The sequence below is a fragment of the Caldifarcimen microaerophilum genome, from assembly GCF_055387105.1.
The window spans coordinates 67381-80496 of record NZ_AP038914.1 but is presented as its reverse complement, the minus strand read 5'-3'; the positions used below and the strand labels follow the sequence as shown (position 1 = coordinate 80496).

Sequence of the window (13116 nt, the reverse complement as noted above, 5' to 3'; positions counted from 1 at the left end):
TCCCGTGAAGATCGGTGTGTTTCTCCATCATCTGTACCACTGGCCGGCTGTGGGGCCTCTGGTGGAGGAAGCCCTCCGGCAGGGGCATGACGTGGTGGTGATGCCGGGGGATGCGCCCCTTCGGAAGTGGCTGGTTTTCCGCAGATCCCGGAAGGCGGAGTTTTTGAACACCCTCCGTTCCCGGGGCGTTCCCGCTGAGCCCGAGATGCCCCCGGATGTGGACGTGGTGGTGACCACGGATTTTCTGTCCAACCCCCGGATGTTCGGGGATCGGCCGGTTGTGCTGGTGAACCACGGAACGGGCTTCAAAACGGTGATGTACCGGTTTCTCCGCAAACAGCGAAACGTCCCCTATCACCTGATGGTGGAAGGACCCCACAGGGAAAAGGAGATCCGCCGGCACGTGGGGGAAGGGGCGTTCCGGGTGCACATCGTGGGCTACATCAAACTGGACCCCTATCCGCGTCTCCAGAGAGAGCGAGAGCGCCTGCTTGGAGCGTGGGGGCTGGACCCGAACAAACCCACCCTGCTCTATGCCCCCACCTACAAACCCTCCAGCATTGACCTCATCGGGGAGGATCTCCTTCCGGCCACGCGGGACTTCAACCTGCTCATCAAACTCCATCCGTATTCCTGGGAGGGGAAATATGCCCCCCATCGTCATCACCGCCTGTTTGAGGCCCTTGTGCCCCGGTTTCCCCACGCCCGGCTTGTGCCGCCGGAGGAACGGGACATTTTGCCCTTTCTCGCCATGGCGGATGGAGTGATCACGGAAGCCTCCAGCGTGGCCTTTGAGTTCGCTGCGGTGGGCAAACCTGTGATCTTTGTGGCCCTTCCGGAAGAGCGCCTTCGTCATTCGGACGGGGAACCCCTGCTGGCCGTTTCTCCCCGGGAGCTTTTCCGGGGAGTGTTCCCGGTGATCGAGCGGGCGGAGGAAATTCCGGAGGCCTTCTTCCGGGCGCAATCGCCGGACGAGGAGGCGCGTGAACGGCGAAAGGCGGTTCTGGAAGGACTCTTTCATCCGGTGGATGGCAGGGCGAGTTTGCGGGCGCTGGAGGTGATGGAACGATGCTGCGCGGTGTCGTGATTCCGGCGGGAGGCGCCGGGACGAGACTTCGCTCCCGCACGGGTGAGGAGATCCCCAAGGCGCTGGTTCCGGTTGCCGGGAAACCCCTGATCTTCTGGAATCTGGAAGTGCTTCGGGACCTGGGGGTGGAGCGCATCTGGGTGGTCACAGGGGCCCTGCACGAACCCTTTGCGGTGCTTGAGAAATATGGCGTGGAGTGCATCCACCATGCCCGGTGGGAGCGGGGGAACGGGGACACCCTGTGGGCCGGATTGAAACGGGCGCTGGAGGACCTCCCGGAGGTGGGGGTGCTGATGTCGGATCATCTGTATGCGCCGGAACTTCTGGAGGACCTCGTCTCGCTGAGGGCAGGCGAAAACCGGATCTGGGTGGATCCCTTTGTGGAGGCCATCTTTGATCTTCCGGACGGCATGAAGGTGTCCCTGGATCCGCCGGCGTTCTCCAAGACCCTGGAACGGTTTGACGGGGTGGACATCGGGATGTTTCGTCTGAACCGGGAGATCCTGCCCTTTTTTGTGGAAGTGTCGCGTCAGGAGGCCTTTGGCATCGCGGATGCCCTGGAGCTTGCCCTCCGGGCGGGGGTGCTTTTGGTGCAGTGGGTGCGGGCGCCCCGCCTCTGGCTGGATGTGGACACGCCGGAAGCCCTGGACGAGGCGGAGCGCCGTCTTCAGACCCGAAAATGGCAGGAGGGGAGGGGATATGGCGCGGCGGCCTGTCCCTGAAGATCTTCATTCGGTCCTTCCCCCGCAGGTTCTTCAACCCCTTCTGGAGCAGGGCGACAACCGTACGCTTCATGAACATCTGACCCAGATGTTCAGGGTCCTTGCGGCGTTCCTCCCTTCGGGATTTCTCCGCCGAAAAATCGCCGCCGACCGGGCGGATCCCGTGACGGTGATGGACGGAACGTTTGTGTTTCTGGATATCTCTGGATTCACGCCCCTCACCGAACGCCTTGCCCGAAAGGGTCCCCGTGGAGCAGAAGAACTCACCTTGCTTGTGAACCGGTTTCTTGACCCACTGGTTCGGGAAATCCGGATGTGGGGAGGTGAGATCCTCCGGTTTGCGGGAGATGCGCTGATGGCCTATTTTCCAGGAAGTTCGGACCGTTCGGCTCTGTGGGCGCTGGCTGCGATCCGTTCCTGCATGGAGCATGTGGATCGTCATGGAGCCGTTCAAACGGATGTGGGGACCTTTCGGATCCGAATGCACGCAGCCCTTGCGTCCGGACGGGCGCGGTTTCTGGACCTTGGCCGGGATTATGCGTTTGCCGGCGGGGTGTTTCACCGGCTTGTGGATCTCGAGGATCGAGCCCGTGCGGGAGACATCCTTGTGGGACCTGAACTGGTACCCCATCTCCGGTCCGTGGCGGTTCTGCGCCAGCAAAAGGATGGAACGTTTCGCGTGATCCGCCTGCGGGATCACCCTCCCCCACCGGGGTTGAATCCCGTGCCCGAGGTTCGGGATCTTTCCGGGCTCACCAGAGCCCTGGAGCGCATCCGCCCCTATGTTCCCGAATGGCTCTATGACCGCATTGCCGCACGCCCTGCCCTCACCCCCAAGGACGGGGAGCATCGCAACCTGGGCGTGGTGTTCCTCCGGTTTCGTGGACGTCTGGGGCGGGAGCCCGATGAGGCCCTGGCACGTTTCCGGAACGTTTATGCCCACATTCGTCAGGTGGCCGAAGCCCTGGGAGGAACCATCACCCGGCTGGATGTGGATCGGAGGGGGCATCGCCTTCTCGCTGTGTTTGGCTATCCCCATGCCGTGGAGGATGTGGAGCGGCGTGCCTGTCTGTTCCTTGAAGAGATGATGGATGTGCCGGGATGGACGTTCGCCGGAGGAGTCCACCGGGGGAGAGTGTTTGTGGGACCGGTGGGATCTGACCTCCGGCGAGAAATCACGGTGATGGGAGACGTCGCCAATGTTGCAGCCCGGCTTGCCGGAAAGGCCCGGGGAGGGACATGTCTCATCACCGCATCGGTCCAGCGCAGGGTGAGCTCCAGATTCCCTGTCCGGGATGAAGGTGAGATCCGGCTCAAGGGAAAACGCTCGCCCATCCGTCTTTTTCGTCTCCGAAAGGCCCGGCGCCCTTATCCCGTCCGACCTTCCCCTCTGCCTGCGGGCTCTTCCATCCTGGTGGGGCGGAAGAAAGAGCTGGAACAGATCCGCAAGGCGGCAATGCGGGCTCAGAGGGGTCAGGGCCAGCTGATCGGCGTGGTGGGGGATCCGGGCATCGGAAAGTCCCATCTGATTCGGCACGCTGTTGCAGGGCTGGAAGAAACGTTTCAGGTGATCACGGGTGGGTGTGAACCCCATGGCGCCACCCTCCCCTTTCACCTCTGGTCGGCGGTCCTGGAACGCCTTCTCGGACTCCACCCTGTGGATCGTGGAGAAGTGCGGAGGGAAAAGGTTCGGCAGGCCCTCCTGGATTTGACCCCCTCGCTGGAGGCGTGGCTTCCTCTCCTCGGAGACCTGCTGGGGGTGAAGTTTCCGGAAACACCCATGACCCGTTCGCTGGACGCCAGACTTCGCAGACAACGAACCGTGGACCTTCTTGTGGATGTGGTGAGCCGCTGCTGTGCATCCCGTCCTCTGTTGCTGGTGCTTGAGGACCTTCACTGGGCGGATCGGGCTTCCATGGAGGGGATCAACCAGCTCGCCCGGCGTTTGAGAAACCTCCCCATCCTTCTTCTTCTCTCTTTCCGTCCCATATCTCCGGAACCGTTCATGGATCTCCGTCATTACACCCCTCTGCCCCTTCAGGAACTTTCACCGGACATGACGCGAGAGCTTCTGCACCATATCCTGGGCGGAGCGATCCCCCCGGCGCTGGAGGAGGAGATTCTGGGCCGGGCGCAGGGCAATCCGCTGTTTGTGGAGGAGCTTGTCCGGGCCCTTGTGGAGGGTGGATCGCTGCGAAGGGTGCGGGGCCGGTGGACATTCTCTCCAGGTCAGCAGGTCCTTCCAGAGACCGTGGAGGGTGTGATCCTTGGCCGGGTGGACAGACTGGGACTCTCCCATCGGGACATCCTGCACCATGCCAGCGTTCTGGGCGGGGAGTTCGACCGGTTTCTTCTGGAAGGTATTGCCCCGCATCCTGAACGGCTGGAGGCCATTCTTCGTGATCTGAACGAGCGGGGGTTTCTCACGCTGGGTGAGCCCATCCGGTTCAGACACGCACTGATCCGGGACGTGGTCTACGGCTCCCTTTCCTTTGCCCGGCGGAGGGAGATTCACGCGAAGGTGGCCGCCTTTGTGGAGCAGAAGTTTGAGAAGGCCACGGAAGACCTGGAGATTCTGGAAATGCTCTCCCGTCACTGGTTCTTCGCTGAAAACCATGAAAAGGCGTTGCGCTATTCCTTTGAAGCGGGCGAACGCGCCAGAAAAGCCTATGCCAATGATGAGGCGATGGAGTTCTACACCCGGGCGATAGCCTGTGTGGATCGGCTGGAGAAAGGTCCAGCGGCAGATCCACTCCGGGAGATCCGGGTGCGATCTCTGATTGGGCGGTCCGAAGTCCATTTCCGGATGGGTGCCGGGAAGGCGGGTCTGCAGGATGCCCGCCAGGCGGTGCAAGAGGCCCAGCGGGCACAGGATCCGGGACTTCTGGCCATGGCTCTCGCCCACCATGCGGATGTGGCCATGCTGCTGGGGGATCTGGAGAAAGCCAGGGAACATGTTGCCAGGGCGCAGGCCCTGTTCCGGGCAGCGGGGGATGCTCTGGGAGCCGCCCGGGCCCTCCGATCAGAAGGCGGTGTCGAGAGCCTCCTGGGGAACCTGGAACGTGCTGTACAGATATTTTCCCGCGCCATCCGGGCGTTTCGCAAGGCTGGAGAGGCCCACGAAGAGGCGGACACCCTGAACAGGATGGGGCTTGCCCTGCTGCATCAGAATGATCTAGATCGTGCGGAATCCTGTTTTCAAAAGGCTCTGGAAGTTTCTCTTTCTTGGGGGAACCTGTACCAGGAAGCGGTCGCGCTCAACAACCTGGGACTCGTTTACGAAACCCGTGGAGCCATGGACCAGGCGAGAGAATATTTTGTTCGTGCGGCAGAGGCGTTTGATCAACTGGGGGATCGCTACGCTCTCCTTGTGGTCCAGCACAACATCGGTCTCGTGCTTCGGGCCCTCCATCGGCACAACGAGGCCCTTCGTTATCATCGCATGTCCAGAAAAATTGCCAGGGATCTGAGATACCTTCAGGGCATGGGCGCCAATCTTGCAAGCGAGGGGCACATTCTCCGTAATCTTGGACGGCTGCGTCAGGCTCGAAACCGGCTTCAGCAGGCTGCGAAAATCTTTGAAACCATCGGGGATCGCATGCGCCAGGGACTTGCGTTTCTGGATCTGGTGCCCGTGGAACTCGCGCTGGGTCAACCGCGAAAGGCACTGCGCACTGCGCGGAACGCACTCCGTCTCCTGGAGGAAGTGGGTCATCCCGTAGGGGTTTTTATCGCAACGCTCCAGATCGCAGAGATTCTCGAATTCCGGGGGTGGCTTGCGCGGGCTCAGGTGTGGTGCGACCGAGCCCGGGAGCGTGCACGGGGACTTCAAAGGTCGTTTGCGGACGTCCGGGTTCAGATCCTTCAGGCCCGGATTTTCAAAGCACGGGGCATGCGGGAAGAAGCCTTGGCCCTTCTGGATGAGGCCCTCCAGCATGCGGAAACGTCAGAACTCTGGGCCGAGGTGGGATCCATCCTGATGCTCCGTGGGGAGCTCACCCATTCCCTGGACGATGCCCGGCGAGCCTTGCAGGTGTTTTCTGATCGGGGACTCCGGAGGGACGCGGCCATGGCCCGACTTCTCTGTGCGCGTCTGCACATCGCTCATGGGAACCTCACGAAAGCCCGGTCTCTCCTTCGCAGGGCGGCACGCTATGCCCGGGAGGCCGGAGATCGTGTTCTGATCCAGGCCATCGAACCGATCCAGGAAGAACTTGAACGCAGACAGACATGAGGTCTTCCAGACGTGTTCGCTCTCCGATGTCGGGGTGTTTGCGTATCACTTTGAGATGTGGACACGCCGGAGGCCCTGGACGAGGCGGAGCGCCTGCTCCGCACGCGCTTTTTTGTGCGCATTTCAGGAGAACGTAAGGGGCGGTCTCTCCCTCATGACGTTCGGACATGTCCCCCTCCCCCACCCCCTCCCGCCAGGGGAGGGGCGGAAGCACTTTGAAGCCGTGGATGGTCGCTCCCTCCCCCTTGATGGGGGAGGGTTGGGGTGGGGGTGCACAGTTCTTGGAGGCAAACCCTGATGACAGGATGACGGTTTGAAACCGATGCCATACAATATCCCCCGATGATTGCCGGACTGGAGATGCGGGTGGGACGGATTGTGGAAGCCCGGCCCCATCCGAAGGCCCGCAAACCCGCATATGTCCTCAAAATTGACTTCGGCGAACACGGCGTGAAGACCTCTTCGGCGCAGATCACGGACCTGTATGCACCGGAAGACCTGGTGGGAAGGCTGGTGGTGTGCGCGATGAATCTTGGGGTGAAGGTGATCGGTGGGGTGAAGTCGGAGGTACTGGTCCTGGGTGTTCCCGATGAGCAGGGTCGAGTGGTCCTCCTTCAACCCGATCGCGAGGTACCTGTGGGTGTGGAGGTGTTTTGATGGCCGAAACGGTTTTCCGGGAAGTGTATGTGATCGGGGCGGGAGGCCATGCCAAGGTGGTGATCGCCACGCTTCTGGATGCGGGATATGAGGTGAAAGGTGTGTTTGACGACGATCTCGAGAAGCAGGGCCGGAAAATTCTGGGCGTTCCGGTGCTGGGTTCTATGAAGGATGCCCGCACTCTGCGAAATGTGGCCGGCGTGATTGCCCTGGGATCCAACGAAATGCGCAAACAGATTGCCCGAACGTTCGAGGGCTGGGAATGGGTCCGTGTGATTCATCCTTCTGCATATGTCCACGGGTCTGTCTCCATCGGAGCCGGGAGTGTGGTATTTGCGGGGAGTGTGATCCAGCCCGACACCGTGATCGGTGCGCACGTGATCGTGAACACCGGAGCGACCGTTGATCACGATTGCCATATCGGTGATTTTGTTCACGTTGCTCCCGGTGTGCATCTTGCCGGCCATGTCACCCTGGGAGAAGGGGTGTTCATGGGAATTGGGAGTGTGGCGATTCCTGGGGTTCGTGTGGGGGCATGGACCACCGTGGGTGCCGGTGCAGCGGTGGTGAACGATTTGCCAGACCATGTTGTGGCCGTGGGTGTTCCGGCCAGAGTCGTCAAAGAGAAAGTGGCATCATTCTGAAACCCGGCAGCCTTTTCGATGAGAGGGAATAAAGGCAGGGGTAGAATGAGAGTATGACGCATCAACACCCTCTTCGGAAAATCGCGTGCAATTTCCGCAAAAGAATGACAGATGCGGAGCGCCTGTTGTGGTCTCGTATACGGAGAAGCCAACTGGGCGTAAAATTCCGCAGACAGGAGCCCATAGGACCGTACATTTTCTCCGGTCTGGAATCACGAGGTCTTGAGCAACTTGGAAGGCGTATTGATGAGGATACGAGAGATGCTGGGCTCCCCCTCCCCCAGCCCCTCCCACCAGGGGAGGGGAGAAAACACCCCATCCAGTTTCCGGAGGAAACTGGATGGGGACCCCGTCAACGTTCAGGAAAAATCCTCTATGTTCGGGGTCCCCATGCGGTTTTCTCTGAAAAACCGCATGGGGTTCATTTGGGGGGAGGGTTGGGGTGGGGGTGAGATCTCATGAACCTTCTCATCACTGGCTGTGCCGGGTTCATCGGGTGGGCCACCGCACGGATGGCTCTGGAGCGGGGCCACCGGGTGGTAGGGGTGGACAACCTGAACGACGCCTATGATCCCCGTCTCAAGCACTGGCGGCTGGAGGATCTGAAGAAGCGTGAGGGGTTCACCTTTCACCGGGTGGACGTGGAGGATCTTCCGGCGCTGGAGCGGATTTTTGGGCAGCATGCATTTGACGGGGTGCTCCACCTTGCGGCGCGGGCGGGTGTGCGTCAGTCCATGGAGAATCCCTGGGTGTATGTGTCCACCAACGTCACGGGCACGCTCAACGTGCTGGAGATGATGCGTCTTCACGGTGTGAACCGGATGGTGCTTGCTTCGACCTCGTCGCTCTATGCCGGTCAGCCCATGCCCTTCCGGGAGGATCTCCCCGCCAACGAACCCCTGTCGCCCTATGCGGCGTCCAAGAAGGGCGCCGAGGCGCTGGCCTATAGTTATCATCACCTGTACGGGATGGACATCACGGTCCTGCGGTATTTCACGGTGTATGGTCCGGCGGGTCGGCCGGACATGAGCATTTTCCGGTTTGTGTGGTGGCTCCTTGCGGATGAGCCCCTTGTGGTGTTTGGGGATGGGACGCAGAGTCGGGATTTCACCTTTGTGGAGGACATCGCCCGGGGAACCCTGGCAGCGTTGAATCTTCGGGGGTTTCATCTTATCAATTTAGGGTCTGACGAACCGCACACGTTGCTGGAAGTGATCGGGCTCCTGGAAAAACTCATGGGGAAAAAGGCAAGAATGGAATTCCGGGACTTTCACCGGGCGGATGTGAAAGCCACCTGGGCGGACATCACCCGCGCGCGGGAGATTCTTTCGTGGGAGCCGAAAACGACGCTTGATGAGGGCCTTCAGCATGTCGTGGACTGGATGAAAACCGAATGGGGCTGGGCACAGCATCTGGAGATATGACATGAGCAGGCTGAATCCTCCCCTTGATTTTATCTGCGTTGGAGCCCCCAAGGCTGGAACCACGACGTTGTACGGTATTCTTTCGCAGCATCCTCAAGTATTGCTTCCATGGGGCAAAGAAGCGCCATATCTTCATAGGTTCACTTGTTCATCACTTCCAGACCAAGAAGAGTGGAAAAAGTTTATGGCATCTGTATTTAACATAAAGCGAATAAATGACGGGTTGAAGGTTGGGAAAATAGACCCCGTTTATTGGTCATGCAGAGAAATACCTTGTATCCTTAAGAGATGCTTCCCAGACGTAAAAATAATCATATTGCTTCGAGATCCCGTTGAGCGATTGATATCCGAATTTAGAATGCGCGTAGGATTTGGACAGGTAAAAGCGAATTTTCAGGAATTTCTCGATGAAAATTTTCGAGAAGATCTCCTTGATCGTGCTAGAAATTCGTGCGACTTACATACTATCGGAGATGGCCCTTATATGATCATTTCGGGAGAGTATGCGCGTATCATTTCCAAATATCTAAAATATTTTACTCCATCCCAATTATTTATCACACATATGGAGGGCCTGAATCAAATGAGTATTATCGAAGATATGCTGGGTTTTTTAGGGCTTAAGAACCAATATTCGGTAAATCTATCGAAAAGAAACACATCGTCCCCTCCAGAGTTTAAACGTAGACTGGCGGTAGCTTTATATAAAGTTTCCCAGACTTATCTGCCAACAAAGATTAAATCGTACATACCGATGCCACTTAGAAGGAAAATCGGTTTATTCATTTCTGAAAACAGGCGGGAAAAGGTATATATAGAGTTGGACGAGCGAGATATTCGCAGAGTTGTCGAATATTACGTGGAAAAGAATGCCGAATTGCATGACATACTTGACCATTTAAACCCAAGCCTAAAAACATGGTGGGATAGAGTTATTGAACGATGGGATCGTTTATAGATCTTTTGCATGGGAGGCCATATGAATCAAACAGACGTTTCTGTCGTTGTTCCGACATATAATAGGGTTGATGTTATTCGTTTCCTTTTGGATTCGTTGATGCACCAAAACTGTCTTAGAGAAGTTATAGTTGTTGATGATTGTAGCGATGAGGACTATTCGATTGTAGTAAATACGTTCAAGGACAAATATTCTATGCTTGGGAAAAATCTCATATATTACCGTTTAAGTAAGCGTTCTGGCTCGGCAGCCGCCCGAAATTTCGGAATATCGAAGTCATCATATGACTTAATCTTATGCACAGACGATGACGTTGTGTTCCCAAAAGGTAGTGTATGTAAACTTTATGAATACATGGTAAGCTTAAACGCGGATGTTGTCGGCCCTAGGGTTTTACCTGCTATCATTAATGATGGACGAATTGAACCATTACCGCAGTATAAGAATATACAGGGGAAATTTATAGATTGGAAAACCTTGCAAGTATTTTATTATGTCAATACGGGTGAACCAATTAATGTTCCGTTTCTTTCAAGTGTCGCTTTATGGAAACGTAAATTATTTGACATGGGTGTATACTATGAAGAGGATTATCTTGTAAATGGATATAGGGAAGAAACGAGTGCATCTGTGCAAGCCAAGAAGATTGGAGCAGCCATTTGGTTCATCCCTCATGTAACTGTTTTACATATAAATTTTCCTTCAAAATCTGGTGGACAATGGCATCTCTCAAAGATGAAATGGTACTTTTGGGCAATCAGAAATAATTGGAAGTTTATGTCAAGGCACTATGATTTTTTACTTCACCATTATCCTGTTCCAAGATCGAAAATCATTTCACAGGCTCTGTTTGCGATACGATTGACGTCCCTTTTTATACCGGATAGCATCAGACCTATCCTCCGAAAGCTATTTTTGCGTAATGAGAGGAGGTTGTGCTCATGAGATTGGCCGTACTTTACCTGGGCAGAAGAGGAGCATTGCCAGACTATACACTAAAATTCATAAAGCATGCCTTAGACTACATGGGTGAGAATGCAGAAATTTTAGTTTTACTTTCCGAGTTCATCGAAAACAGAGGATCGTGGGTCAAGTTGAAGGAAGATAATAGCGAAAGGATAAATTTAAAGTTCATTCCCACATACAGGAACATTTATGAATTTACTTACCGAACGATTAATCCACTTTATCATGTTGAAATCATTCGTTCGATTCGAGAGTTTCGCCCGAAAATCCTATTTATACCCATGGTTCATTTATGGCTCCCCCTGCTGTTGCCATGGATTAAAGATGATGCTCGTGTCGTTACAGTGATTCATGATCCAGAACTTCATATTGGAGAAAAGAATAAAGTTATTGAATTTGTTCAAAACATGACTGTGAATAATAGTGACATTATCATTCTACACTCGAATAAGCTCCTGCCGAAGTTCCGTAAAATGCATCCAGATAAAGTTGTTGAAGCCTTACCCCTTCCTACCTTCATACGTCCGATACATCCGAAAGTTAATGAAATTAAGAAGTTTTGGGCTGAAAATTTCCCACTAATCGAGGAGGATTCTTCCGTCGTATTGTTTTTTGGAAGGATTTTGGAATATAAAGGTATAAATGTGCTTCTTGAAGCGTGGAAAGCTGTAGAATCGATGCATACGGGCGCCTTTCTTGTGATTGCAGGAGAAGGCAAACTTGGTCGACGTTCGTCAAAGCTATTTGCAAACTTACGTAGAGCCTATTTACTCAATCGTTGGATTTTGCCACGAGAAATACCTTTTCTCCTCTACCGGTCTTCGTTTGTAGTTGTCCCATATATCCATGCTTCTCAATCTGGCGTGATTCCGCTAGCATATGCGTATAAGTTGCCCGTTATCGCAACTTCGGTTGGTGGAATTGTTGAGCAAGTTGTTCACGGCAAAACAGGATTGATTGTTCAGCCACATGACCCCGAGGCTCTTGCCCATGCTATTCTTTATCTCTTACAGAATCCGTCCTTATGTTCTGCAATGGGGGAATTCGGTTTTAAGTTTTCCCAAGAAGTCCTTTCATGGGAAAATTTTATGCGTAGTTTCTATCAAATTATAAGCCAATGAAGGGTACCCATTTGAGCGCCATCGGTATTCTCTTCTGTCTTTCTGTTGCTTCTATCTTTTGGAGTTCTTCCGACTATAAATATGGCATTGTATGGTCCTGGATTGCGTCGCTTTTTGTATTTTCTTTTGTGTCTCTTTTTTCCACGCGTAAAAGCGATGAAATGTGGCTCCAAACTTCTTGGCTTGTTAGATTGATTGTGGTAACTATCTTGGGTGTCTGGGTGGAAGGGTTTTACCGGATGCGGACCGGTCTGGATGCCGACATGTATCATCGGGTGGGGGCTTTGGTCGCAGACTATTTCAGGCGTTTTCAAGTGCTTCCCGAAGATGTTGAGAGACGCGTTCTTCTTTGGGACGGAACCGTTCATTACATTCTCCAGACCAGCGTGTTTTATGGACTCTTGGGTGCCTCCGCTCAGATGATGAAGGTGATCAACACCACGGTGGCCTTTCTGGGCATGATCGGGTTTTATCGCGTGTACCGCTTTGTCCGGCCGGGTGGCGTGGTGGATCTTCCGCTGCTGTTTCTGTTTTTCATGCCCAGTGCCCTGTACTGGACGTCCATTCACGGCAAGGACCCCTGGATGTATGCCTTTCTTGGGATGGCCGCCTTTTTCTCTCACCGATTTCTTCAGACGTTTTCTCCCCGGCATTTCGTCATGATCGTCCTGGGAGTTCTGGGCATGGCCTGGATCCGCCCTCACGTGGCCGCCATCTTTTCTCTCTCTTTGAGTCTCTTTGGGCTCGTCTATGGAATAAGATCCAGCAAGGCACATCCCTTGTTTAGGTTTATGGGCATAATGCTGGTCATCTCTGTGGCAGCGGTTTCCGTATGGAGTGTTATGGAGGCATTCAATGTATACTCGTTAGATGAGGCTTTTGATTTTGCCACTTTCCGTGGAAAAGCCTCGGCTTATGGACATTCTGCGATTCGCGTTCCAGAGATCCGTTCTTTCTCGATGCTTTTTCTCTTCTACCCACTCGGATTCCTCACCGTCCTGTTTCGTCCCTTTCCCTGGGAAGCTCGGTCTCCGTTTGCCCTCGTTTCGGCTGCCGAGAATCTGATCCTCCTCCTGTTCTCGCTGGCCATTCTGCGAAAAAGACGGTGGGTTCCAGCTCACACCATTGGGCTTTTTGCGGGGATCTACGTATTCCTGTTCATCCTCGCCTTTTATCCCGCTTCCGGCAACCTGGGCACGCTGGTTCGTCAGAAGGTCCAGCTTCTTCCCTTCTGGTTCCTGTATCTCGGCTCCCTTCCAGAACGGAAACCCCATGTGCGGGATTAGCGGGTTTCAGGGATCGT

The 13116-nt window shown here is 55.0% G+C and carries 11 protein-coding genes; all 11 read left to right on the top strand.

Translation table 11 applies throughout. The features are described from left to right. Positions 1-4: 4 nt before the first annotated feature. The 11 genes from AC6HU3_RS00405 to AC6HU3_RS00355 all read left to right on the top strand — a co-directional run bounded on the left by AC6HU3_RS00405 (position 5) and on the right by AC6HU3_RS00355 (position 13099). Positions 5-1087 carry a CDP-glycerol glycerophosphotransferase family protein gene (locus tag AC6HU3_RS00405; protein WP_497473834.1) on the top strand — a complete coding sequence of 361 codons (1083 nt, stop codon included), beginning with the start codon at positions 5-7 and terminating at the stop codon, positions 1085-1087. After that, positions 1069-1809 (top strand): phosphocholine cytidylyltransferase family protein, encoded by a 741-nt coding sequence (locus tag AC6HU3_RS00400; protein ID WP_497473833.1) that lies wholly within the window; start codon positions 1069-1071, stop codon positions 1807-1809. Before AC6HU3_RS00405 ends, AC6HU3_RS00400 begins: the two co-directional genes overlap by 19 nt. After that, a complete protein-coding gene (locus AC6HU3_RS00395; RefSeq protein ID WP_497473832.1) occupies positions 1787-6043 on the top strand; it encodes a tetratricopeptide repeat protein in 4257 nt (1418 codons plus the stop codon). The genes AC6HU3_RS00400 and AC6HU3_RS00395 overlap by 23 nt, the downstream gene beginning before the upstream one ends. Before the next feature lie 342 nt (positions 6044-6385). Continuing rightward, positions 6386-6700 carry a tRNA-binding protein gene (locus AC6HU3_RS00390; protein ID WP_497473831.1) on the top strand — a complete coding sequence of 105 codons (315 nt, stop codon included), beginning with the start codon at positions 6386-6388 and terminating at the stop codon, positions 6698-6700. Further along, positions 6700-7344 carry an acetyltransferase gene (locus AC6HU3_RS00385; protein ID WP_497473830.1) on the top strand — a complete coding sequence of 215 codons (645 nt, stop codon included), beginning with the start codon at positions 6700-6702 and terminating at the stop codon, positions 7342-7344. The genes AC6HU3_RS00390 and AC6HU3_RS00385 overlap by 1 nt, the downstream gene beginning before the upstream one ends. A 53-nt stretch (positions 7345-7397) precedes the next feature. Continuing rightward, entirely contained in the window at positions 7398-7796 is a 399-nt protein-coding gene (locus AC6HU3_RS00380) for a DUF559 domain-containing protein (RefSeq protein WP_497473829.1), read from the top strand. Between the two features lie 6 nt (positions 7797-7802). Then, positions 7803-8768, top strand: coding sequence for an SDR family NAD(P)-dependent oxidoreductase (locus tag AC6HU3_RS00375; RefSeq protein WP_497473828.1), 966 nt, complete (start codon positions 7803-7805; stop codon positions 8766-8768). A 1-nt stretch (position 8769) separates the two neighbouring features. Then, entirely contained in the window at positions 8770-9726 is a 957-nt protein-coding gene (locus AC6HU3_RS00370; RefSeq protein ID WP_497473827.1) for a sulfotransferase family protein, read from the top strand. 21 nt (positions 9727-9747) lie between these two features. Further along, a complete protein-coding gene (locus AC6HU3_RS00365; RefSeq protein WP_497473826.1) occupies positions 9748-10671 on the top strand; it encodes a glycosyltransferase family 2 protein in 924 nt (307 codons plus the stop codon). Beyond that, complete coding sequence (locus AC6HU3_RS00360) at positions 10668-11813, top strand: glycosyltransferase family 4 protein (RefSeq protein ID WP_497473825.1); 1146 nt, start codon at positions 10668-10670, stop codon at positions 11811-11813. Before AC6HU3_RS00365 ends, AC6HU3_RS00360 begins: the two co-directional genes overlap by 4 nt. Positions 11814-12052: 239 nt before the next feature. Beyond that, on the top strand, positions 12053-13099 hold the full coding sequence (locus AC6HU3_RS00355) for a hypothetical protein (protein ID WP_497473824.1): 1047 nt from the start codon (positions 12053-12055) through the stop codon (positions 13097-13099). Positions 13100-13116 lie beyond the last annotated feature (17 nt).